Here is a 23,463-nt window from a genome sequence, read left to right as displayed (position 1 = left end):
TAAATGGAACCAATAAGCTTTAAGATAACGCAAGCAACGCTTAAAAAAATGAATAAGTTCTATGACAGTCAGATGGTTCCATTTGAAGAGGGACAGTTCTTACTGAAAGCCCAGACTATCGACTGTGATATTGAAGTCAGCAATGAACTTATCGCGACCTTCAGGGGTGAAAATGCCATTCATGAAGCTGTCCATTGGTCTAAGAAGCTAGCAAAGAAAATTGAAAAAGAGAAAGAATCTCATGCCTTATGTCTCCATCATCATATCGGAGCTGCTGAAACAGGTTCAAACGATTATATTGGTCCACTTTGTGTTGTGGCATGTTATGTGGATGAAGAAAATATTGAATTCATTAAGAACCTGAACATTACTGACGTTGAATCTTTAACGAATCAAGAAGTCGTCGATTATGCAAAGCTTTTAAGAGAAAGGGTCATTACTTCCCTGCTCGTCTTAGATAACTCGCATTATAATAAGATGATTGACAATGGCTTAAATCAAGCAAATATTCGTGCACGCTTAATCAACCAGGCTTTAGTCAATGTTCTTCAGAAAGCAAAGAAGAATGTTGAATTCAAGGTTATTGAACGTTATATCTCGCCAAAGACATACTTCAACTACTTAAAGAATGAAGTCATTGTTGTTAAAGATTTGATGTTTGAAGAACATGCTGATCAACAATATCTTGCCGTACTAGCTGCAGAAATTATTTCTCGTTATGCTTATCTCTCTTATTATGCATCGATGACAAAGAGCTTGAAGATTAAGCTTGCAAGAGGATCAGGTAGTAATGTGGATGCTGTTGTTGTCAATATTGCAGAGAAATATGGTGAAAAGATTCTGACTAAAGTCGTTAAGCTTAACTTTACGGATACAAAGAAAGTTAAATCAATGTTAAAAGAAAAAAGCTAGGATTTCCTAGCTTTTTGTCTTTGATGCAATAACAATGTTCGCTATGCTTAAGCCAAAATGACGATCAAGCGCATGAATGACAGGACCAGTCATAAGCGCTGCAACAATCGTCCCTAGCCCTATCCCAACAAGATGCTTTAAGACAACAAATGAAATTATCGTACTTAGACACACAAGTGTCAGGTCTAAGACAAACTTCACTTTCCCAAAAGGCTTATTGAGCACAATGGCAAAAGCATTCACATAACCATCTCCAGGATTGACAATGAGCTGGACAGAAACCATTAAAAAGGCCCCTATTGCCGTAAAGACAATGGCCGCTAGTAGCATGATGATGGCATAAGGAAAGGCAGGATTGTTGATGGGAATCAGCATATTATAAAAGTCAATAAGAATTCCAAAGAGATAGGACAATGGCAGCTGTAAGATAATGGCCAAGGTGATCTTGCGATAAAGCAAAATCTGAATAAGTACTAATATACAGTAAATGATGGCTGTGCATGTCCCAAATGTGAGCGGGACGATTTTTGATAGGACAAAGGATACGGACAGGATGGGTGAAACACCTAGTCCTGTTTTTGCATTTAAGACAAGTCCAAGAGCTAGAATCAAAATACCAGCAATATAAATAAGAATTCTTTTAATCATATCTTTGTTCATGACAACACCTCAGCGCTATTTTAACATGTTATAAATAAATAGGTAATAGTGCTTTATGCATCTTTGGCCAAGATTGCATTATTTGTCAGTATCAAGGGATGTTTCATCATAAAAACGACTCTCATTATCAAACGAGAATCGTTTTATGAAGCCCTATATTTACTTTTACATATGGATTATACCATCCAGTCTTCCCTGTTCTTCTTGATTGAGATGATGACTAATCATAATAATGGTTAGGTCTTTTCGCTCAAGTAGTTTGTTTTCAATCATTGTTCTTGTGGGTTCATCTAGTGCGGATGTGCCTTCATCAATGAACAAGAATTGCTTTTTTGCATATAATGCTCTCGCAATAGCTATTCTTTGTTTCTGGCCACCGGATAGGTTTTTGCCCCCTTCACAAATCATCGTATCAAGTCCATCACTAAAGATATGATTGATATCTTTTAATCCGCTATCTTCTAATACGGATGGAATGAGATTTTGATCAGGCGAGTTCCATAGACAAATATTCTCTAATACCGTGCCATCAAATAGAATGGGCTGTTGATCAATATAGGCTATTTGTGACAGGATGGATGTATTATGGTCTACTTGTCTTCCATTAATGACAATTGCACCCGAATAATCAGATAAAAGTCCAGCAATAATCTTTAATAAAGTACTCTTGCCACAACCACTCTTTCCCACAACAGCATACTTCTTTCCTTTTAGGAATTGATAATTCATATGAACGAAGACTTGTTTTTGATCATAAGCATAGCTTACATCCTTGAGTTCAATGGTATTGATACTTTCATCAATGAGATGAATTGGTTTCATGACATCATGTGCTTCCATCTGATCAAAATAAGGTTTTGTCGAAATCATGGCATTTTTTAATTGTACAGTATTCGTAATCCCATCGAAGACTTTAGGCAGGAAGCTATAGATCCCTATGATTGCCGAAGCTTTCATAAAGTTGTGCAAGACACACCATATCGCAATGATTAAAAAAGTACTTTGGAAGATGATATTAACTGAAAGCAATAATGCATTGACGCGTATTTGAGCAAGCGTATTATCATAATTCTTCTGTTCATAATATGTGCTTGCATCATGCATTTTGTATTCAAATAAAGGCATCTTCTTGAAGCAGTAAAGAACTGAGAAGCCTTGTAATAAATCATTAAGCTTAGCTAAAAAGACTTCATTGGACTCTACTCTTTCCTTTGATTTACGAATAATATACTTCTTTGTACAGACAGAAAGAAAGTACAAAACGACAATGAAGACAAAGCTATAAATCGACATCTTCCAATAAATCATACCTAGTGAAATCACTGCAATAACTGTCTGAAAGATAGTTGTACAGATTGAAAAGAATGATGAAAAACCTAAAGTACTGATTTGTTCAATATTTGTGCTATACCAGGCAATATAATCAGCGATGTTTTTATTTCGAAACTTCTGATAGGTATACGCCCCAATTTGTTTATTCAATGAAGTACGCATATCATCCCTCATGGCTACATGGACTCTTGCCCTTGTGACGCTACCAGCATAGTATGCAACAACACTTAAGGCTAAAATGATGATGAAGGTGAAAACCTTACCTTCAAGCATGTGCCATTGTGCATGATTTGTCATCATGTCAAGAATATCCATAAGCACGAATGTTTCAAGAAAGGCACAAGTGACATAGCTACATAACAGGATGACAGCAAGTAAATTACCCCGCCATCTCTTCTTAATATATTTCCACATCAATCATCCCTCATTTCCTTTTAAACATATGTTACGAAAAAAGTACAAGTACTCTTTGTTTTCAGCAAAAGCATAACAAAGAATATTTGTACTTTACATATCGTTACATGTATATTTTTTATAACACATCATCAATCTGCCAGTGATCATCGCATAAGACATAGCCATATTCTAAATTCAGTTTATGAAATAACTGTTTGATCGAATTGCTGTTCATGTCCTGCTTACCATTTTCAAAGCGAGAATATGTGACAACTGAACAGATATTTTCACTGATTTCTTCTTGTGTCATATTCTTTTCGATTCTTTTGTTGTAAAGATAAGTGTGGAGGGGCATAGAGTTATTTGCGATTTCAAAGCTTAAAGCATCATGATGAAAGTGATATTGATGAAAAAGTGCATCTCTTTTCATACTGAAGTATCTATATAAGAGCTGATCTTTCTCTTCCATCTTGATCTGTTTCATAATATCCAATTCATAGTCAAATAGTTTCGCCTTCTCTTCATCAACATAGTACAGATCCGTATATTCCATGCAGTTCTTTATAACATTTGTATTTTGTAATATTCGACCTTCCTTTTTCCAATAGTATAAAAGCATTTTCATTTCATCAGCTGATAAAGCCATTTCAGGAAGATAGATATGATTAAGCTTTGGCAAGGTTATGAGAAGGGCTTGTTGGATCATATTTAAGTCATTCGTCAGATAACCTAGAATGAATAGGTGAAACTGATGTTGTAAATCATTCTCTTTTTCTTTTCGTAATTGTAATGCTTTGAAAGCTTTGTCATAGTCTTTCGCATTGATGAGCTGGATAAGATGCTTTTTCCATTCCTGATATTCATGATCTTTTTGAGAAATGAGAAAGAGAAAGTTTGATGAAGATAAACCTAATCTTTTAAGCAGGCGCTCAGTCATATCTTTTGATAAAGATATTTCATTTTTTTCGAACTTGGAATAAGCAGATTGTTTACATATTCCATAAATCAGTTTTTCCTGACTTATATCTCGTCTTTTACGAACTCTATAACATAATGCACCAATATCAATAGTCTTCATAATCTCACTCCCCTTACATGATACAATCATAGCATAATCCATTCCTATTCCTTAATCATTTTATCAAATACATGGAAACTAGATGTTTTAAAAGGAATAAATATATATTTGTTTTTTTTTATAAATTATTGCTTTCCTGATTGAAAATAAAAGCTTTTCAATTCATAAATAACAAAAAAGGCTTAAGATAGAATTGCACCTTAAACCATAAACAAGATTAATGTTATAAACGGAAATACGAAACAATCCATTGCCTATTACAACAATAAATCCTGTTTTGGCACTTACTGAAAAATACTTCCAAAGTAGATTTTAGCTATTGAGCTGTAGACTTTAAAAGTATCATATTTTGATGAGTACTTTTTTATTATTGATTAATTGGAATTTGTCATAGACTTTTATAAAATGATTTGTTCACTGGAATGTATATATTTAAGCTGATTACCCATGATTTTCTTCATTTCTTCAAATGCAGGAATTCCTGTACAATGGCAGGTATAGAACTTTATTTGATATTTCTTTAGTTCCTTTGCAATGAATCTGACTTCCTGGAGTTCACTATCACGATAGTTACGCTTTACCATCAGATGAAAACCACTGATGACAATATCCGGAAGATTGCCATACTTCTCTCTATAAGTATCAAGGATGCTCAGTATTCCATTGTGAGCGCAACCAGACATTAATATTGTATGCTCTCTATCTTTTACTACAAGAAAGTGTTCATGACAAAAATCATCTGGTACAAAACCACAAGCTGTTTTGATAAGAAGGCGCTTATTTGTGAATGGAAACGGATGCGTTCTGTTTTTTATCGTGAAAAGCTCTAGTTCATCATCAATTACATAGTCACCCTTAAGCAGTCTCAATTGAGGAAGCATTAAAATCTCTTTGTCTATACCTATATATCTATAGCGGTTATCTTCATCGTATGCATAAAAGTCGCCACCAGCTAAACTTTGCATATAGATGGCAGCATGATCGTTAATCATAGTAAATGGAATAATGCCTCCTGAGTGATCGTAATGTCCATGGCTTAACACAACTGTGTCTACTTCATTCAGATTAATGCCAAGTTTTTTAGCATTTCTGAGGGAACTGTCTGTTTGTCCGAGATCAAGTAGAGCCTTATGACTTTCTGTCTCTATATAAAAGGACAAGCCATGCTCAAATAAACACTTAGATTTCCCTTCTGTATTTTCGATTAAATTAACAATTCTCATATATTTTCCAACCCCATAACGCATTCTATTAATAATTTAATCATCTTTTATAAGCAATAAATAAGAATTTATCTGACCTTCCTTATCTTTGAAATAATCCATAATACAAATATTCCAATAAGCGCATACATATTTGGACAGCCCCCTGTATAAAGAATAGATAACAGCCTCAAATAAAATTCCTATGGCAGCCTTTTATGATAATAATTTAAGAGTGAAATAGCTATAAGACTAATCAAAAAAATATTAAATCACATAGATCTGAATGGTTTTAACTAGAAAATGTTTTTCATGTTTATTGGAAGAAATCCGATGAAATATCTTCTTAGGTTTCTGTTTCTCATTTACGATAATAATCGAGCACAGTGTGATTTCTATTTTGATATTTTCCAAATGTCTAGTCTGCTTCTTTTTGTGCTATCTTTATTCAATTTCCCAAATTACAGTCACGCTATCAGTTACGTCGATATCGTCCGGTTCGATTTCAATATGGTAGTCTTGTATGGATGGAACACTTGCTTTTGAGGGTAACATGTTCTGCACAGAATTGATTTGAAGGTCAAGTTCACCAAAGGAATAATCGATGCTTTGGATGTCTTTGAGTGTTACATCAGCTGCCTGTGAAAGTACTAAAGCTTTCTTTTTAGCATCTTGCATGGCTTTGCTTAGAAGTCTATTCTTTGCAGCTTCGGGATCCTTTACAGTATAACTGATTCTGAATTCGGGATGGAGAGGAGAATTGGCGAGAGCATAGAGAATCTTACCAAGTAGTTTGTTGTCAGAATCGAATTCGATTTTTAAAACTTGTCTATAGCTGTAACCGACAAAGATACGCTTGTAGGTATCGTGCTCGCTATAGTTTTTATATTCTGTATCGACATTGAATGAAAGGGTCTTAAGTCTGCTCTTCTCAAAACCGAACGCAAGAAAGAGATCCTTGATTTGCTTAGTGGCTTCTGATGAATGTTTGAGAGTTTCGCTGTATTCTCTGTAAGTGTCTTCTAGTGTAATGGTTAGCCTTGTCATATCTGGCTTAACTTTGATTTGTCCTTTTCCTGTAATTCGAATTGTTCTCATGATTTATTTGCTCCTTTCTGACGCAATGAATATTGATCTCTTGATGTCATGTAAATACCCTTCTTCCTATAATTTATCATTTTTCCTCAGTTACTATTATACCTATCCATACAATAAAAAAATATGATTTATACTGCTGATTTCAGTAATTATTGATAATATTAGTCTTGACTTCAATGAGCTCATGATGTCTGGACAAGGCCATTATGATTTTCTAATCCGAGTTACAGTCACTCTTCAACGTAAAAAGGCAGGCACATGCTTGTAGTGCCTGCTTGTACTAATAGACATGCTGAAATTAGTCTATTTTCGATATTGTTGTAAAAAGGCCTTATCTGCTTTTTGAAGCTTTTGAATGTATTCATTATAAGCAGGACTGAGTTTTCTCATTGCCGGAATGAAAAAGCTGTTATAGCTTTGCTCCTCATTGAACTTCTTTAATAATTCCTTGAGTTTGGCGCCATCTGAATTCTGATATTCAGCTGTTTTCTGAAATTCAAGATATTGTTCAACAATTTCTTTATTATTCACTAACCAGTTTTCTGGATTGTCTATGGCATATGACAGTGCAGTGCTTGTATTTAAATAGATTTTCTGGCAGTCTTGCGTATTCAATGTATCCATGTAATCGTCTAATTCATCTGGAATTTCAAACTGAACATTGTCAAGATAGTTACAGATCTCAAGATAAGCCTTCTCTTGTTCTGTAGTTTGAATGGGTTCTTGTAGGAACTGTTGAAAATGGAGTGCCAGATACTTTCCCCAGAAACCTGGAAAAGCTTTTGTCAAGCGTTCTATGACGGATTGTTTGCATTCTTTTGCTGCTACTTTGAGACTTACGGCTTCCCAGTCCATTGATGCAGCCAACTCTTTTAAAAGATCGTTTTGTTCTTTTCTTCTTTGAATATCAAATAACTGAACTTCAATGATTTTTTGAAAAGCTTCTTGATTATTTCCATTCAGTAGTTCTGGAATATCTTTAACAGCTACCCCAAGACTTCGCAAAAGAGAAACTTTCTTCAGCACTTCAACATCTTCAGCAGTAAAAAGACGATATCCCTTATCTGATAATTTTGGATTCAACAGTCCTTTATGACAGTAGTATTCAATTGCTTTCTTAGTCGTTTTAGACAATTTAGCAGCTTCATTGATAAACATAAGCTTCACCTCTACTTAGACTATAAGCCATCCCCTAAGGGTTCAGTCAATAGTTTTTACAAAACTGAAAGTAGCTAAAAGCGTATTGAAAGAATCAATTCAATTCGCTTTTTAAATGTTAGACTTATGTATCGCAACTGTAAATTCCTACTCCTCATGTACTGATTGATATACGATTTGTCTTTACCAATATTCATCTGTTACCCTATATTTATTTCCCTATGTGATATTTCTTAACTTATTTTGAGTGTTCTGGATTTTTGTTAAAAACGAGAGAACCATAGTTTCTGATTATTTTTAAGTTCATCTTATTGTCTTTAATATCAAAACTATAATTTCCACCTACCTCAAGACAAGGAAACTGGTCGAATCTACAGTACAGTGTTCGCAAATATATTCTCAATGTAAGATCTATCGGTTATAGCTAGTAATATATGAAATGATGTTAATGTGAAAAGGCTTAAGATAGAATTGCACCTTAAGCCATAAGCAAGATTAATGTTATAAACGGAAATACGAAACAATTCATTGCCTATTACAACAATAAATCCTGTTCTGATAAATTGAAATCATGCTTCAGCATTCCCTTGCGCATACAGTTTCTTTGTTTCAAAGCCATCATTTCTCATCGCTACGATGAATGATAAACAATGTTCTTTGACATCTTCCTCTTCGCTATTTTATGCATATTGGAAGATCTTTATGTGTTGGCGACACTTTTGCTGGTAAAATCGCCATGAGAAATGCGTCAAGTGCTTGTTTTCTCTTAAGCATCTGACCATAACAAACTTCTAAAACAAAGATAAATGACATGACCTACTTAGCATTAAATAAATGTCTAGCTGTTATGACAACCATGATGATCACCATGACAGTTATGTTCATGATCGTGATGATTGCAATGTGCATCAGGATTATAATCTAAGGAACCAGTTAAGTAGGCATCAACAGCCTGATCAGCTAAGCCGGATACACCGCCATAAACCTGGATACCAGCCTGGCTTAATGCGTTTTGAGCACCTGGGCCAATACCTCCACAAATCAGGACATCAACATTGTTCTGCGCTAAAAGTCCAGCAAGTGCACCATGACCCTGACCATTTGTATTTACGACCTGGCTTTCTACAACTTTGCCTTCTTCAACATCGTAGAACTTAAATTCCTGTGTATGACCAAAATGTTGAAAAATCATTCCGTCCTCATAAGTTACTGCAATTCTCATTTCTACATCTTCCTTTCGCTCTATTTCTTGCATACTGACAAACCTTCTGCATGTCTTGTTGCAGATACCAGAAATTGATCCATCACATAAGTGATAATGCCCTCCCGCAATCAACAATGTTTTACTCTTGACGATGCTATCAGCAATCTTATAACGTGCATTCTCATAGATTTCAGTGACTTTAGATCTAGAGATAGCCATGTGTTTGGCACATTGAGCATGGGTATATTTTTCTAAATCAATAAGTCGAATAACTTCATATTCATCGAGAGTTAATGTTGTTTTTTCTTGAGAAGAAGTTCCTGCTGGTAAAAAGCAATCAAATGCGGGCTTTTACAGATACTTCTGCATTTTGTTGGTATTGCCATTCTATCACCTACTTATGTATCTGCCATATGTCAATAATGGTGTAATAATAATGATACATAAATTTAAGTTACATGTAATATATAGCCATTCATTTTGAGTAGTCGCTTTTATGTAAGCACTAGAAGCATCAAGACTCATTTACGATTTTCCCGCTCATATGTTCTGGAACTAATGCAAACAATAGCGTACCCGGTCCAGAATGTTGGATTTCATGCTGTATATAGTCCTGATCGCTAGTAAATTTATGACTCAGCATTTCGGCAATTCTATATGTTGTTTCACGATCTTCGATAAACTCTATCTTTCCAAATACGATAACCGATTTAATATTAAGCGCCCATTCCCCTTCTCTCTTGAAACCTTCGTCATATACACAAAATGATGCCTTGTTATGTCTTTTCATGGCATCTATTTTATGTCCCATCTTACTGCCGTGAAAATATATTTTGCCATCTTCCTCACAATAGAAATGATTCATTGGCATGCCATATGGATATTCATCATCACCAATTACTGACAATACACCGCGTAATTGCTTTTTTAAAATTTCAATGCATTCCTCTTGTGGTAACTGTTGTTTTTTTCTGAGCATTTCTCTAAACATAGCTTTATTCTCCTAATCAAAGTTAACTATATCATATCTTATTGTGAATCATTTTGAAAGTAGGTTTATTACTCATGATTGGAAAGAACAGGTTGGTTGTAAAGTCCGTCTTTTTTGTAGAATTTATTCTATTTCATATAGTGATTGCAGCCTGTATTAAAAGCCAAGTTCTTTTCCAATAAGATATGCTTTTTCTAAATCTTTTGGAAATTGTTTGTCATGATAAGCCTTCTTTTTGTTTTCATCAAAGCTGCTCATATTAAATTTCGAATAATCAGCTACCTGTAATGTATTGTAACAAGGGTAATAGACTATTTTCCCATTGAGAATCTGGAATTCTTCTTTATATTTTTCAAACTCATCTTTATATAACTTGTTATAAATATCTTCTGTAGCATTCATTGTTACGAACATGCCAACATTTACGCTGCCTGTAAAGTAATTACTGTAATCATCATAGGACAATGATGAAAAATGCAGACGTTCCATAAAGGCAAAATACTGGCTTGTTGGTCTTCCTAGATATATTGGAGTGCCAATGATCAAGTTATCTGCGTTAAAGACCTTATCGATAATGGATGATAAATCATCTTTCCAATAGCAATGACATCTTTCAGCATTTTTCCTTTTACAAAGCATACAGCTTCTACAGCCAGTAAATTTCAAACTGTATAAATCAAAATATTCTACTTCACCACCTGCATCTAAAGCACCCTTTGCTGCTGATTTTAATAGCTTTGCGGTATTCTGATTCTTTCTTGGACTTGCATTTAATATAATTGTTTTCATTTTATCATCACCTTTAATTATAGCGTTTTCTTATGTCTTCTAATATCTGCCATCATTTCTAGATTTCCATGCTTAATCTCATGCTCAACTGTACTAACGATTTCATCTTTGTTTTTGAGAAGATTCAATCCTGTTAAATTCTTTCCTGATACAGTATGATGTGGTGAACTACTCCGATTTCTATAAGTCGGAGCTTCCTGCTTCAACTACTACTGCATTGGCTGCGTTGTTACGCAGCTCAACGTCTTACACAATGTCCACAGGCGTATGAGTTCGGGCTATTCCATCCCTACTATATATTTTGTTTATGCTGCTTCACTAAGCAGACGTAATCCTTCGTTCAGTATATTGATGGCTGCATATTATAGCCATTATGATAAACCACTCTTTCTTTGCTGCCATCCTTGTAATGATATTCACCTGTATCACTATGAAAATCACCAGAGGCATAGGGCAGAATAAGAATGGTCCAATCATGTGAAGGATTTTCTTTTGAAGAGCTTCCTATTCCCCCAGAAGCGACGAAGTCCTGGATTTTTGCTGTTGTAGCGAAAAATTCTTTACTGTGCTTAGAAGTATATTCATTGATACTCACTCCGCCACCAAAGAAGTATACTATGACTTTGTTCTTAGATCCGACTCTGATGAGTCCGTGCCATTCGCTTCCATCAGAAGATTTTGCCTCTTTTGGAGTTATCCGGTACCATTTACCAATTTTTGTTCCACTTCGAGTTCTGGGTGTTTGACAAAAACAGTTTGGCTACGTACTACACATGCAACAATGCCAGTAATTATCATTGCTATAATGACTATTATTCCACCAATTTTTAAGATCTTTTTCATGATAACGTCCCTGACAAGTAAGTCAAATGTATCAAAGACTCTTTAGTGATACAAGTGTTTCAGAAAATGATACATATCCTGTATATTTGTATTATCCAGTGAATATGAATGATGAGCCCAAATACATATATCAAAAGGTTAGTTTCAAAATGGCGTAGACAACGATCAATTCTAAAAACTCATTTAGTTCTATCTTGTTTTCCTTCAGCTATATATAGCTATACTCTTTAGATAAAATAGCTTACAGGACTTTCTCCAACCATTTCTTGATTTTTGCTTCATTTGGACTATTGATTTGAACGCCCTTTTCCCATTTCACATCATCACTTACATCTTTGTGCAAAGCAATATCACTCCTGCCAATACCGCTGCCGCCTGAAGTGCAGAAGGGAATGATTTTCTTACCAGAAAAATCATAGCTTTCAAGAAACGTATCAATGATTCTAGGAGCCATTCCCCACCAGATTGGGAAACCGATAATGAGGGTATTGTAAGAAGCCATATCAGCAACTCCACCATTAATCTCAGGTCTTAAAGAGGGCTCGTTCATCTCGATACTGCTGCGGCTTTTCTTGTTCATCCAGTCTAAATCTGCAGATGTATAGATTTCCTTCGGTAAAATCTCATAAAAGTCTGCGCCAGCGATCCTGGCAATCTCTTCACCAACTTTTTTCGTTACGCCACTGGCGGAGAATACTGTCACTAAAATTTTGTTTTCCATATTCTTTCTCCCTTTCGTTTATTGAGATAAGCCTCTGAGTTTCTTTCAGAGGCTTATCTATGATTAATTCATTTTTCCACAATTGCCGACTTTATCACCTGTCACGAAAGATTCATAGGTCGGGAACTCGAAGAGTACTGGCTTAAAGGTATGATAGTCAATCTTACCCTTTTCATTCAGCACAGCTTCATCTGCATAGGCTGCAAGAATCTTGCAGATGAAATGATCAAAATGTTCCAGCTCATAATTACCATCCACTTTACACTCTATAGAGACCTTAGCCTCATTAATCAGCGGAGCACCATTTTCACCCATTGTCCAGGCAAAGGCTTCGGATTTATCCATCTTATTGCCACTGATGATTCCCATTCTATCAGCATCCTTAAGCCATGATTCATCAATCACGTTGACAGAAAGCTTTTTATTCTCACGAATACCTTGGTTGATATAGTGCGCCTGTACAAGAGATACCATCAGATGGCTGTGAGCCATAGTACCAGCATGAGCTACAAGCGTCCAGGTTGGTTTGTCATTTACCATTGCCCCGACAACAATAACCGGACAAGGATATAGTGCGAGAGCTGCGCCAATATTTTTCTTACTCATCTTATTTCATCTCCTTTTCCCAGGAACGGATAACATTCAGTTCAAGGCTATCCGCTACTTTTTCTAGATTTACAATTTCTTCCTTTGTTAGAGTGACATTCGTTGCCTTTATAGCATCAAGCACCTGGTTTTTCTTGGTTACACCGATAATTGGCAATGTGCTTTTGGCAATCGCCCAGGCAACAGGGATCTGTGCCGGACCAACACCATATTTATCTGCAAGTTTCTTAAACTCTGCATTTAGAATCTCAAGCTTGTCAAGGTATGGGTTGTAGGTCTTAGCTCTTGCTGAACCAGCAGGCATCGGATGTTTTGTATCGTACTTACCAGAAAGGGCACCCTGCTCTAATACCATGTAGGCAAAGAATTGTATGCTGTTATTGCGACAATAATCAAGAATGCTAGAATCCTCAGAGGAACGGTTGATAAGACTGTAATGGTTCTGCACCGCAGAAAGCTTTAAGCCGTGACTTTTCAGAATTGCATCCGCTTCTTTGATTTCTGTAAGGTTATTGTTTAAGACGCCGATCATTGGAACGTTCTCTTTCCCTTCAAAATACTTTGCGAGCTCTTCTATCCACTTTGGTGCGCCCCAGACATTGTGAATCCAATAAATATCGAAATGATCTAGTTCCATAAGCTTCAGCTGCATCTTGATCATATCTTCCATTGCGGTGGGTTTGCCGTTTTCACACTGCGGTGTAAACTTATCGGAAATGAGATAAGATTCTCTTGGAAGATCTTTTAAGAATCCTGCAAGTACTTTCTCATAAGTCCCCATTCCGTAAGCATAAGCTGTATCCCAGAGATTCAGTCCATTCTCCATAGCCGTGTCAAAAATAGGTTTCAGACTATCTGGTGTGATATTATTACCAAATGTTCCATCATTGCCCCATGCCCATGCGCCAAGGGCAACCTTAGGTAAATTAGTCTTTTTTCTCCTTAAGTTTTTAGCATCCTGCTTGCTTCTTAAAAAATCAAGCAGGTGCTCGTTATATCAAATTAATGGGCCTTTACAGCAGCAGCTATCATAATATCATCAATGAATCATATCCCATGCTCAGGCATGGGACATGATTTAAATTATTAGTGGTATTCAACATTACTTTCCCATATTTATTGCAATTTTTCATAATCAGCATTGCTGACTGGTTCCAACCACTCATTAGAGCTGTTTTCACCAGGTACTTCAATAGCAAGATGAGAAAACCAGCTATCTGGTGCTGCTCCATGCCAGTGCTTGACTCCAGCTGGAATATTTATGCAATCACCGGGCTTCATTTCAACAGCTTCTTTTCCCTCTTCCTGATAATATCCTCGTCCTGCAACACAAATTAATATTTGTCCACCACCCTTATAAGCATGATGAATATGCCAGTTATTTCTGCATCCTGGCTCAAATGTTACATTGAAAATTCCCACCTGATTGTTTGATATAGGTGCAAGAAAGCTTTCTCCACTAAAATACTGTGCATATGCGTCATTAGGTGCCCCAATTGGGAATACCATCTCCTTTGCATGAGCTCTCATTGCTTCATCTTTGTATGGTAAATCTTCTTCTGAAAGTTTCCATACTTCTTTTGCCAGATTAAACACTGCCCATCCTTTAGGCCAGCCTGCATAAAAAGCAACATGTGTAATGATTGCAGCAATCTCCTTTTGCGTAACGCCATGTTCTTTGGCGTTCTGTAAGTGATATTTGAGAGATGAATCTGTTATGCCTGATGACATAAGTGCAACGACTGTGATTATGCATCTTGTCTTCACATCTATATCCTGGTTATTCCAGTTCTCCCCAAATAAAACGTCATCATTGAAATGGGCAAATTGTTCAGCGAACTCACCCAACTTATTTCTTCCTGCTGTCTGTACGATTTTCTTCATATACTTCCACCTTCAAATTGATAATCTAAGTTGATATGCCATGTTCCTACTGTCATAGAAGGTAATCCACAGCCTTTTATTTTTTGTAACTACAAATGTTTTTCATTTTCATTCCATGCAAGAGTAGGCATTACCGATTTCTTATGCATGTTGGAAAGGTTCATTGTCTGACTATAAAACTGTCTATAACAGCCATTATTTATGCATTCATCCAAAATAATATATTGGAAAAACAAACACATTACTTCTATTCATTTTTACAGTCATCCTTTTTGTATGCAAGCTCGTTCATCCCACACAAGACATGGCTTGATATTCTTCCTGATTACATCAAGCTACGTAACTTCATTTCCATTTTTACTTGCATTCTTTATAAACTCATAACTACCAAGCTTTATAAGACATGTTATTGCCATTGTATTAAGCACTTATATTTTTGCTTTACACATTTTTGTGGATGTTATTTGACGTATTTGCCATTCTTAATCCACACCTGCTCTGTAGTTCTTGCAGCTGGTGTATTTTGTGCCATTACACCCGACGGAAAATGTGGCTCATATAACTCTTCCAATGATTTTATTTCATCATCAGTAAGTTTTAAATCTACAGCTGATGCAGCGCCTTCAACATGACTGATCTTTGTTGCTCCGACAACTGGAGAAGCTACCTTTGTCAGTAGCCATGCAAGAGAAACCTCTGTCATAGATACATTTCGTGCATCTGCGATTTCACAGACTCTAGCAATGACTTTTGCATCCTTATCTGCTGATGCATCATACTTCAGTTTTGCATAAGTATCCTGTTCTAAACGCTTCGAAGTCTGGCCAGGTCTTTTTGATAAACGTCCTGCTGCAAGTGCACTGTATGGAGTAAGTGCGATATTTCTTTCATCTGCATATACCTTCATTTCACGCTCATCCTCACGCATAATAAGATTGTAATGATTCTGAACTGATACGAATTCTGGCCATCCGTTTTTCTTTGCAATGGCATTAGCTTCTGCAAGCTGCCATGCAAAGCAATTAGCGATACCAATCTGTCTTATTTTACCAGCCTTTACGCCCTCTGCCATCCCAGCAAGATATTCTTCTACAGGAGTATTCCAGTCCCACATATGATAGATATATAGATCAACATAATCCATACCCAAGTGAGAAAGACTTGTATCTAAGCTCTTTAGGACATGTTCTTTTCCTGAAATACCATTTTCTATTTCCTCTTGCGACCTTGGAAGAAACTTTGTAGCAATTACGACTTTGTCTCTTTGAGCATATTCTTTGATTGCTTTTCCAAGATATTCTTCACTCGTACCTGCCTGATATGCTATTGCTGTGTCATAAAAATTAATCCCAAGCTCTAAACCTCTTTTAATAATGGCTTTGGATGTTTCCTCATCAACAGTCCAGCTATGCTGCCCGGTCTTAGGATCTCCAAACCCCATACATCCCATACAAATACGAGAAACCTTTAAATCCGATTGACCAAGTGTTACATATTCCATACTTAATCTTCCTCCTTTAGTTTTCTTGCTAATTTTTCCAGTACCATTACTATTTCCTGCTCTTTTGGACTAAGTAATTTAAATACCTCCTCTTCTTTTCTATAAAGATCAGAAAGAACATTATCCGCAAATGCTTTACCGCTTTCTGTAAGAACAATTGACATCTCTCTTCTTTTTCCTTTAATAGGAACTAACTCAACATATCCTTCCTTTTGAATATCCTTAATGACTGTGTTTACCGTTGTCTTAGGCAATTCCCAGTCATTACTGATTTCAATCTGGGTATGTGAATTTCCATCATTAAGTGCGTATAAAACCCACAATAAAGACGATGATACATTGCTTTGTTTCGCAAACTCATCATAAAATGAATCCACGTGATAAAGTGCTTTTCCGAAATCATAAAAAAACTTTCTTGAATTCATGTTTTTTCTCCTTAAAAATCCGATAACGTACTTATACAATAGTACGTATTCGGATTATTGTCAACAAAAAAACAACCAGAGAGCATGATTGTTTTATCTCCCTGGCCATTTAGATTTATTATTTAACCTTTTAAATCATGAAAAAAACTTGTGACTCTTTAGATAGATTAAAGTTCTGACTAACTAAATCAATTCAACCTTTCTTTGCTTGGATGATTTGAATTTGAGTTACTTTTATTTCGCAATTGTGCTTAGGGACATTCTTTTTAACATCCCCATAAGTCCGTTTACTTTGTGCACTTGCAGCATTAAGTTTATTAAGTTTATTTCATTTTCCATATAGTCATCTGTTTATCGTCGAGACAAAAGAACTATTGGCTCAACATGGCTCAGTTGTTTAGCGAAAAACATACTCACCCCCTATTGTACAAGGGAATGATGGAACGCATATTTCCCTTTAAAATCTAGTGGTTCGGCCTGTGAGAGCCTTGAATTATCCTATAATTTGTCGAGGCAAACAGAGTAAAAATCTGTCCCTTAAACTTCTTTTTTCATGTCATCACTACAAACTGGTATTTATTAGTCTAATAACGTTGTTCCATAAGAGTTATCGATTGCACATAGCCATTTTCCATCGATATTTCTATAAACATAAGTCGCTCTTCTATCCATACTATACGCGGATGATTCCTTGTTATCTGCATCTAACAAAGTTTGAGAAAGAACAAGAACAGTGTCACCTGCTTCAATCATTAACATTTTGCCTTGTGTCGGTTCGATGCTATTTTTAAAATATGCAGCAATTTTGATAAATGCGCCCTTAATTGCATCTTTGCCTTTTACTTCTAATCCAGGACGAACTACTAATACAGCATCATCTGTATAGAATTCTATCAAGTCATCAAAACGTTCTTCTTTAATAGCTTTATCAGCAGCATCAATCAAAGCTTTTATTTCTTCATTCATTATTTATTCCTCCATAAATTCCAATTTGTATAACCTCTCTTAACGTCTAATCCACTGTCTCAAATCGTGACAACTAATCCGATGTTACAGCCTGACACACATTTTGCAGTGGATATGTTTCCCCATACAAGAAAACAGAGCTTTTCAGAAGTCTAGCTTCAAATCCAAGCCTTCGAAAAAGCCCGGAAATATATTACTATCTGGCGCTTATTTATCTTTTCTTGACATCAAACAGACCGTCTCCACATGCCCCGAGACAGTGAGGAACATAATCACGTAGATTCTTGCAGTCTGGGAATTGATCGAAAATATGATGTTGCTCCATCACCCTCAATTATATCAGCAACATTGCAAAACACACTGAGCTGGAAGTTGTCAATTACTCCTTGCCTCAGCGTAACGTTCCTTTCCCCACCAATTCGGCATAAGTTCTTTTAATGTTATGGTTTCTCTTTTTCCATAATCGACCATGATTTCCATATCTTCGTTCGCTTCATTTAATTGATAAAAGAATTCCTGACAAGCACCACATGGCATACCACTCCCACCTCCGTTTGGCGCACTGTCGCGGAACGCTATAAATCTTTTTATTCTAGTCTGACCACTGTTAGCATACATATTCAGTGCGGCAAGTCTATCGGCACAAATATTCATCACTCCGCAGCAGCTTTCAATGCAGAATCCCGTATAGATATCTCCGTTTTCAGCTTCTATTGCACAAACTACATTGTGTGCATATATAAAGGGAGATACTTCCTCTGGATGATATTGATCTTTCGCCTTTTCATACATTCTTTCCCAAATATCCATTTGATTTTCCTCCACAAATTCCGATTTATATCTTGGAATACCTACTTGCCTTCTTCCAAGCGGCTTTGAAATCAGTAGCAATGATATCCATTTCTCATTAGCACAATTTCGTTACTTAGTATATCATGTTTGGAATTCGTGTAAAACAGAAAAGCCGTCCCGATAGTCCCGAGACGGCAAAGAAGCGATGGGAGGTGGTGCAGATGATGATTCTGCATCGCCTCTTTTCTATTCCTGTTCAAATAGCCTTTCCACAGTCACAATCCCTGAAAATAGCAAAGCCACAGTCACGCCAGACCAACTTTCATATTTTTTCTAAAAGAAAACGCGGCACCAGCCTATCTTCTCAGAAAGAAAGATGCCGCAGAAATGGCTTAAACACGGGCTTTTCCAGCCCTCTTCCAATTTGTTCTTGTTAGCAGAGCCACTGTTTCCACGTGGCTTGGTTGTTCAACGAAAAACATACTCAAACCCTATTGCACAAGGGAATGGTGGAACGCACCTTTTCCCTTAAAATCTAGTAGTTCGAGCCTGTGAGAACCTTTAATTGTTCTATAATTTGTATAGGCAAACAGGATAAAGATCTGTTCCTTAAACTTCATTTTTAATGTCATCCCTACAAACTCGAAATTGTCGATTTCTTTACATTGATAAATTTCTATTTATCTCTCAATTCATAATTTTCTCTTCAAGTAAATTACCCACATGCTTTGTTTCAAAGAACATTTCTTTATTTATAACAACAATTATAATTGCTGCAATAACAACAAAAATAGTTTGTATACATTTTGTTTCAGGAGTCATGTTTATCTTTTCCTGCATAATATTTATAAACAAATGAAAAATAATTGTTGCAAGCATACTTCTGTTATTCTTTACATATACCCATGTCTGAAGGAAATCAAGTGGTATCACGCTAAGAAGAAAGTTAATCACATACATGATTCCCATCTCTTTAAGTCCATACTGGTACGTTCCAGGTATCCAGAATAATGGCACATGCCACAAAGACCAGATACATCCAAAGATGATAGACTCCTTAAACCAGCTGTTGTATGCACCAACAGCATCCTCTCCATAACCTCTCCAACCTAACTCCTCTATGCAGGATGCCAACAAAATTGTAAGAAATGCAGACGTACCACCTATAGAAAATGAAAAGTCTTCTGTAAATGAAAACTGATTTATACTGCCGCCAAATAATACTGATGTACCGATGGAAGCCGTCACCATCACAGCAAATATCAGCACTGCAATTAATATAGATTTAGGTTTTATTCTATAAAACCCAATCAGCTTCTTCTTAAAGTCATTAATGAGTGCTTTATTCTTAGACGTAAATACAGTTACTACGGCAACCACGGCAGGTGAAAGCAAGCCAAGAAACATTCCAAGATAAAGCCCCGCCCCTTCATTAAGTAAAATTGCAAATAGCCACCAGAACCAAGTGCAGGCAAATGTAATCAAATAGAATCTGACCGGTCGATATATATACTTTTCCATGACTGCGCCTCAGCCTCTACAATCACAAGCTCACTCTTTATACCATTGAACTCAATGTAATTGTCTGCTTCGGCATCTGAAAAGTCATCAACCTTTTTGCCCTGTCTCTCATAATAAATATGAGTTGCTATTCCCTTTTTTGCGTTTCTAAATCTATAATTTGCAGGAATTGTAAGTCTTGATGTTGCTGACAACTGATTAATCTCAAGCGCACCCTCATGTGATAAAACACTGATCTGCATATCAAGATTTGAATCTATCTCAATTTCACTTTTATTTCCCTGAAGGGTAACTTCGCTAATTTTGCCATTTACCTCAATATGTTCATTTTCTATATCAGTAATATTCAGTGTCCCTGCATTAACTGATAATTCGATTTTTCCAATATATTTTACTGGAATAGAAATAGTAATGACCAAACTCTCCTTAGCATCTGCTTCACTGGCTTCATTAAATCTATTAAGATCAATATCGATTCGGTTTTTTATATCATCAATCTTTACTTTATAATCTGCCAGAAGATTCTTATAGACATTTGAAAACATTGCGACTTTAATTTTTTCTCCATGATATGCCTTTAAATATACAGCATATGCTCCACCAAGCTTGATATCAAAATTTTTCTTACCATCAATATCGTATTCAGTACGACTTTCATAGATGTAATCAGACTGCTTTTTCTCTGATTTCTCATTCGAAAGTAATTCATCTACTGATATCTGGAAGAGATCTGCTATTGCCATCAGATTTGCAATATCCGGTGTTCCTGTTCCATTTTCCCACTTTGTAATAGCTTGTCTTGATACACCGATTTTCTCAGCCATCTTCTCCTGTGAAAGTCCAGCCTGTTTTCTGTAATGTTTAATTTGTTCTTCTAAAGTCATTTTTCTACCTCCGTTTTCGGTTTGTTTTACTTCCTTCACAGATTAGTAAATTAACCTTTACCAAACAAGAAACATTAGTTGTCATTTCACTATTTTTCTGCTACTTTCCGTAGCAACGCCCTAAAATAAAGGTTTTTACAACAAAAACTAAATTTATCCAATCGCCAAATTCCGATTTGTCAATTTCATTAAATATGAATTGTATCTTTCGCCAGTGGATAGGATATGTAATCGAATTCTGTGCCGACTGATTCAACTTCAATCTGGCTATCGACTTTCCAATGTAGAACGATTCATTATCATCCAACAGAAATCCCTGCTCATATCTTTCATCCACAAAGAATAATCTATTTTCAGGTTTCGGCTTAAGAACAATATCCTGTCTTGGGAGTCTGGCCTTTGTCTCTTTGCATACAAACCACTCTGACGGCTTATACACGGCAACAATCAAAGATTTGTAAACACCGAAAGTATACTCAACAGTTCTAACCTCTTCCTTTGATGCTCTCCTAACACCACGATTCATCAATTTCTCCTTCAAGCCATACCATAAGACCAAATTTACAAAAAGGGCATACGATTGCTTCTTTGTAAACCTCTTGTTTGCAGCGTGAGCAAAGAACATATTCTTCATTCTTTACTTTATCTACTTACTTCTCTCCCCCGTCAAATTCAAAAATTTGCAACTCTTTTCTATTCATTTTCTAATCCGCTACTCTTTGATATGCCCATATCGTGTATCAAGTTGTTTCCTATCGACTGATCCATCAAATTTTAAAACATAAAGTACATCTTCTTGTTCAGTTCCAGAAATAATGACTTCCACAGAAGTATCTTTCCAGTCTACATTCCAGCTATTGATAGTAGCTTTAGCTCCATCATCTGCAATATCAAATGTCTGCTTAATTATTACGCGTTTTCCATTCATCAAAATAAGTCTTGCATGTGTATATCCAAAAGGCCAGTCCGGATCACCAACCTGCTGGAATGAAAGCTCATAGGTTCCATCTGGTGATGTTGATTTATCAACTGGATTAATTTTAAATCGTGTGGCATAGATAAGGTCTCCAAGAAGGCAAGCAAATACGAATGCAATAGCAGCCATGATGCCCAAAATAACTCGTAACACAGATTTCCTTTTATGAATCAACCTATTTGCCTCCTCCACTATTCTTTGAACATTAAACTCTGTTTTATATCTTGGAATACATATCTTGTCTTCTTCCAAGTGGCTTTGAAATCAGTAGCAATGACATCCATTTCTCATTAGCTCAATTTCGTTACTTAGTATATCATGTTTGGAATTCGTGTAAAACAGAAAAGCCGGCCCGATGGTACGAGACGGCAAAAAAAGCAATGGGAGGCGGTGCAGATGATGATTCTGCACCGCCTCTTTTCTATTCCTGCTCAAATAGCCTTTCCACAGTCACAACCCCTGAAAATAGCAAAGCCACAGTCACGCCAGAGCAATATCCTCATTTTCCCGGACAGAAAAAGCGACACAAGCCTCTCTTCTCAGAAAGAAGGATGCCGCAGAAATGGCTTAAACACGGGCTTTTCCAGCCCTTTGTCAATTTGTTCTTGTTAGCAGAGCCACTGTCTCAACATGCCCCGAGAGAGTAGAAAAAATAATCATACTGGTTCATGCTGTCTGGGAATTGGTCAAGGTTGGAACATGCTATTCGGAAATTGATTGAAAATATGATGTTGCTCCATTACCTTCAATATATCAGCGACATTGCAAAACACATTGAACAGGAAGTTACCGATTTCTTTTTCCGGTATTCTCTGTCCCACGGATTTCTTCATGATAGAAATAATCTACGATCACCGGATGCCCCTGTGGGACTCTGCCATAAGGCATTTCATTATCTACAAAGGCACAATCATACTTCTTAGCCATTTTCTCAGCTTTTACTTCAAGTGCTTCAAAGTAGCTGCGTTTATGCTTGTTATAGATCTCATCGTAAAGCGGTACAAGGTCAGGATATTTTCTGGCAATATAATCCATAATCGTCTTCTTGAAGCCGCCCCGAAGATTGAGGTTTTCGAGCCAGAACAGATCACACTGATCTTTTACCCGCTCAAAGATTGCTTCAAAATCCGTGATACCAGGGAATACCGGGGATACGAAACAGACTGTACGGTAATAATGGCAATATTATTTTCCTCAAAATGGGTAATTTAAAATTCCCCAATTTAGGTGGCTTGATATTCCTTTTTCTTTGATTCCTCAAGCTTCTCTAGAACATCCTTTGTCCGGTATGATGGTCCAACGATGTTCACAATATGCGAATGATGCAGAAGCCTGTCAAGAATGGCATTGGTTATCACCGGATCGCCAAATATCTCATTCCACTTTGAAAGGCTCTTGTTCGTAGTGATGACTGTGGATTTCTTTTCATACCTGAGCGTAATAAGCTGAAAGAAGAGGTTGGCGTCCTCGCTGTCCAGGTTAAGATATCCTATCTCATCGATTATAAGCAGCCTGTGTCTCATG

At 36.4% G+C, this 23,463-nt stretch carries 25 protein-coding genes and 1 pseudogene; 1 reads left to right on the top strand and 25 read right to left on the bottom strand.

Annotation, left to right across the window (positions count from 1 at the left end):
* The first annotated feature begins 3 nt into the window (after positions 1-3).
* Positions 4-912, top strand: a complete 909-nt coding sequence (locus tag T529_RS0107370) for a ribonuclease HIII (RefSeq protein ID WP_033162971.1) — start codon at positions 4-6, stop codon at positions 910-912.
* A 6-nt stretch (positions 913-918) separates the two neighbouring features.
* Here the strand turns inward: T529_RS0107370 and T529_RS0107365 are convergent, their stop codons facing one another.
* The 25 genes and pseudogenes from T529_RS0107365 to T529_RS12800 form a co-directional block, all read right to left on the bottom strand.
* Positions 919-1,572, bottom strand: a complete 654-nt coding sequence (locus tag T529_RS0107365; protein ID WP_051646907.1) for a YczE/YyaS/YitT family protein — start codon at positions 1,570-1,572, stop codon at positions 919-921.
* Between the two features lie 165 nt (positions 1,573-1,737).
* Positions 1,738-3,318, bottom strand: coding sequence for an ATP-binding cassette domain-containing protein (locus T529_RS0107360; protein WP_033162970.1), 1,581 nt, complete (start codon positions 3,316-3,318; stop codon positions 1,738-1,740).
* Positions 3,319-3,436: 118 nt separating this feature from the next.
* Positions 3,437-4,378: a helix-turn-helix domain-containing protein gene (locus T529_RS0107355; protein WP_033162969.1), complete on the bottom strand. Its 942-nt coding sequence runs from the start codon at positions 4,376-4,378 to the stop codon at positions 3,437-3,439.
* A gap of 398 nt (positions 4,379-4,776) precedes the next feature.
* Complete coding sequence (locus tag T529_RS0107350; protein WP_033162968.1) at positions 4,777-5,601, bottom strand: MBL fold metallo-hydrolase; 825 nt, start codon at positions 5,599-5,601, stop codon at positions 4,777-4,779.
* A 423-nt stretch (positions 5,602-6,024) separates the two neighbouring features.
* Positions 6,025-6,678 carry an SIMPL domain-containing protein gene (locus tag T529_RS0107345; RefSeq protein WP_202962278.1) on the bottom strand — a complete coding sequence of 218 codons (654 nt, stop codon included), beginning with the start codon at positions 6,676-6,678 and terminating at the stop codon, positions 6,025-6,027.
* Positions 6,679-6,981: 303 nt separating this feature from the next.
* On the bottom strand, positions 6,982-7,836 hold the full coding sequence (locus T529_RS0107340) for a MerR family transcriptional regulator (RefSeq protein WP_033162966.1): 855 nt from the start codon (positions 7,834-7,836) through the stop codon (positions 6,982-6,984).
* 838 nt (positions 7,837-8,674) lie between these two features.
* Positions 8,675-9,376 (bottom strand): annotated as a pseudogene (locus T529_RS13670) (NifB/NifX family molybdenum-iron cluster-binding protein); the annotation flags it as partial.
* 178 nt (positions 9,377-9,554) lie between these two features.
* Complete coding sequence (locus T529_RS0107330; protein ID WP_033162964.1) at positions 9,555-10,031, bottom strand: pyridoxamine 5'-phosphate oxidase family protein; 477 nt, start codon at positions 10,029-10,031, stop codon at positions 9,555-9,557.
* Positions 10,032-10,187: 156 nt separating this feature from the next.
* Entirely contained in the window at positions 10,188-10,820 is a 633-nt protein-coding gene (locus tag T529_RS0107325; RefSeq protein ID WP_033162963.1) for a flavodoxin family protein, read from the bottom strand.
* A gap of 340 nt (positions 10,821-11,160) precedes the next feature.
* Positions 11,161-11,415: a hypothetical protein gene (locus tag T529_RS12575; protein ID WP_051646906.1), complete on the bottom strand. Its 255-nt coding sequence runs from the start codon at positions 11,413-11,415 to the stop codon at positions 11,161-11,163.
* 98 nt (positions 11,416-11,513) lie between these two features.
* Entirely contained in the window at positions 11,514-11,663 is a 150-nt protein-coding gene (locus T529_RS13135) for a hypothetical protein (RefSeq protein ID WP_156032211.1), read from the bottom strand.
* A gap of 241 nt (positions 11,664-11,904) precedes the next feature.
* A complete protein-coding gene (locus T529_RS0107315) occupies positions 11,905-12,384 on the bottom strand; it encodes a flavodoxin (protein WP_033162962.1) in 480 nt (159 codons plus the stop codon).
* Positions 12,385-12,447: 63 nt separating this feature from the next.
* Positions 12,448-12,990 carry a flavin reductase family protein gene (locus T529_RS0107310; protein WP_033162961.1) on the bottom strand — a complete coding sequence of 181 codons (543 nt, stop codon included), beginning with the start codon at positions 12,988-12,990 and terminating at the stop codon, positions 12,448-12,450.
* Between the two features lies 1 nt (position 12,991).
* Positions 12,992-13,975: an aldo/keto reductase gene (locus T529_RS0107305; RefSeq protein WP_051646905.1), complete on the bottom strand. Its 984-nt coding sequence runs from the start codon at positions 13,973-13,975 to the stop codon at positions 12,992-12,994.
* Positions 13,976-14,106: 131 nt separating this feature from the next.
* Positions 14,107-14,874, bottom strand: coding sequence for a carboxymuconolactone decarboxylase family protein (locus T529_RS0107300; RefSeq protein WP_033162960.1), 768 nt, complete (start codon positions 14,872-14,874; stop codon positions 14,107-14,109).
* Positions 14,875-15,334: 460 nt separating this feature from the next.
* Positions 15,335-16,375 (bottom strand): aldo/keto reductase, encoded by a 1,041-nt coding sequence (locus tag T529_RS0107295; protein WP_033162959.1) that lies wholly within the window; start codon positions 16,373-16,375, stop codon positions 15,335-15,337.
* 2 nt (positions 16,376-16,377) lie between these two features.
* Positions 16,378-16,800, bottom strand: a complete 423-nt coding sequence (locus tag T529_RS0107290; protein ID WP_033162958.1) for a MarR family winged helix-turn-helix transcriptional regulator — start codon at positions 16,798-16,800, stop codon at positions 16,378-16,380.
* A 579-nt stretch (positions 16,801-17,379) separates the two neighbouring features.
* A complete protein-coding gene (locus T529_RS0107285; RefSeq protein WP_033162957.1) occupies positions 17,380-17,766 on the bottom strand; it encodes a YybH family protein in 387 nt (128 codons plus the stop codon).
* 375 nt (positions 17,767-18,141) lie between these two features.
* Positions 18,142-18,576 carry a cytidine deaminase family protein gene (locus T529_RS0107280; protein WP_033162956.1) on the bottom strand — a complete coding sequence of 145 codons (435 nt, stop codon included), beginning with the start codon at positions 18,574-18,576 and terminating at the stop codon, positions 18,142-18,144.
* A gap of 669 nt (positions 18,577-19,245) precedes the next feature.
* Positions 19,246-20,079, bottom strand: a complete 834-nt coding sequence (locus T529_RS0107275; RefSeq protein ID WP_033162955.1) for a CPBP family intramembrane glutamic endopeptidase — start codon at positions 20,077-20,079, stop codon at positions 19,246-19,248.
* Entirely contained in the window at positions 20,040-20,963 is a 924-nt protein-coding gene (locus T529_RS0107270; protein ID WP_033162954.1) for a helix-turn-helix domain-containing protein, read from the bottom strand. The genes T529_RS0107275 and T529_RS0107270 overlap by 40 nt, the downstream gene beginning before the upstream one ends.
* Positions 20,964-21,063: 100 nt before the next feature.
* Positions 21,064-21,489 carry a hypothetical protein gene (locus T529_RS13365; RefSeq protein WP_202962277.1) on the bottom strand — a complete coding sequence of 142 codons (426 nt, stop codon included), beginning with the start codon at positions 21,487-21,489 and terminating at the stop codon, positions 21,064-21,066.
* A gap of 186 nt (positions 21,490-21,675) precedes the next feature.
* Complete coding sequence (locus T529_RS0107260; protein ID WP_156032209.1) at positions 21,676-22,092, bottom strand: hypothetical protein; 417 nt, start codon at positions 22,090-22,092, stop codon at positions 21,676-21,678.
* Positions 22,093-22,725: 633 nt separating this feature from the next.
* On the bottom strand, positions 22,726-22,974 hold the full coding sequence (locus T529_RS13870; protein ID WP_202962276.1) for a radical SAM family protein: 249 nt from the start codon (positions 22,972-22,974) through the stop codon (positions 22,726-22,728).
* 188 nt (positions 22,975-23,162) lie between these two features.
* Positions 23,163-23,463, bottom strand: a 301-nt coding sequence (locus tag T529_RS12800; protein ID WP_033162807.1) for an ATP-binding protein, incomplete at its 5' end; no start/stop codon positions are given.

Origin of the sequence: Sharpea azabuensis DSM 18934 (genome assembly GCF_000702165.1) — a bacterium.
GTDB classification, from domain to species: Bacteria; Bacillota_I; Bacilli_A; order Erysipelotrichales; family Coprobacillaceae; genus Sharpea; species Sharpea azabuensis.
Note: the sequence above shows the minus strand (reverse complement) of the source record. Positions and strands in the feature narration are given on the sequence as shown.

Coding starts and splice junctions, on each gene's coding strand:
- T529_RS0107370 (WP_033162971.1), top strand. CDS start 4: ATGGAACCAATAAGCTTTAAGATAACGCAAGCAACGCTTAAAAAAATG.
- T529_RS0107365 (WP_051646907.1), bottom strand. CDS start 1,572: ATGAACAAAGATATGATTAAAAGAATTCTTATTTATATTGCTGGTATT.
- T529_RS0107360 (WP_033162970.1), bottom strand. CDS start 3,318: ATGTGGAAATATATTAAGAAGAGATGGCGGGGTAATTTACTTGCTGTC.
- T529_RS0107355 (WP_033162969.1), bottom strand. CDS start 4,378: ATGAAGACTATTGATATTGGTGCATTATGTTATAGAGTTCGTAAAAGA.
- T529_RS0107350 (WP_033162968.1), bottom strand. CDS start 5,601: ATGAGAATTGTTAATTTAATCGAAAATACAGAAGGGAAATCTAAGTGT.
- T529_RS0107345 (WP_202962278.1), bottom strand. CDS start 6,678: ATGAGAACAATTCGAATTACAGGAAAAGGACAAATCAAAGTTAAGCCA.
- T529_RS0107340 (WP_033162966.1), bottom strand. CDS start 7,836: ATGTTTATCAATGAAGCTGCTAAATTGTCTAAAACGACTAAGAAAGCA.
- T529_RS0107330 (WP_033162964.1), bottom strand. CDS start 10,031: ATGTTTAGAGAAATGCTCAGAAAAAAACAACAGTTACCACAAGAGGAA.
- T529_RS0107325 (WP_033162963.1), bottom strand. CDS start 10,820: ATGAAAACAATTATATTAAATGCAAGTCCAAGAAAGAATCAGAATACC.
- T529_RS13135 (WP_156032211.1), bottom strand. CDS start 11,663: ATGAAAAAGATCTTAAAAATTGGTGGAATAATAGTCATTATAGCAATG.
- T529_RS0107315 (WP_033162962.1), bottom strand. CDS start 12,384: ATGGAAAACAAAATTTTAGTGACAGTATTCTCCGCCAGTGGCGTAACG.
- T529_RS0107310 (WP_033162961.1), bottom strand. CDS start 12,990: ATGAGTAAGAAAAATATTGGCGCAGCTCTCGCACTATATCCTTGTCCG.
- T529_RS0107300 (WP_033162960.1), bottom strand. CDS start 14,874: ATGAAGAAAATCGTACAGACAGCAGGAAGAAATAAGTTGGGTGAGTTC.
- T529_RS0107295 (WP_033162959.1), bottom strand. CDS start 16,375: ATGGAATATGTAACACTTGGTCAATCGGATTTAAAGGTTTCTCGTATT.
- T529_RS0107290 (WP_033162958.1), bottom strand. CDS start 16,800: ATGAATTCAAGAAAGTTTTTTTATGATTTCGGAAAAGCACTTTATCAC.
- T529_RS0107285 (WP_033162957.1), bottom strand. CDS start 17,766: ATGAATGAAGAAATAAAAGCTTTGATTGATGCTGCTGATAAAGCTATT.
- T529_RS0107280 (WP_033162956.1), bottom strand. CDS start 18,576: ATGGATATTTGGGAAAGAATGTATGAAAAGGCGAAAGATCAATATCAT.
- T529_RS0107275 (WP_033162955.1), bottom strand. CDS start 20,079: ATGGAAAAGTATATATATCGACCGGTCAGATTCTATTTGATTACATTT.
- T529_RS0107270 (WP_033162954.1), bottom strand. CDS start 20,963: ATGACTTTAGAAGAACAAATTAAACATTACAGAAAACAGGCTGGACTT.
- T529_RS13365 (WP_202962277.1), bottom strand. CDS start 21,489: ATGAATCGTGGTGTTAGGAGAGCATCAAAGGAAGAGGTTAGAACTGTT.
- T529_RS13870 (WP_202962276.1), bottom strand. CDS start 22,974: ATGGATTATATTGCCAGAAAATATCCTGACCTTGTACCGCTTTACGAT.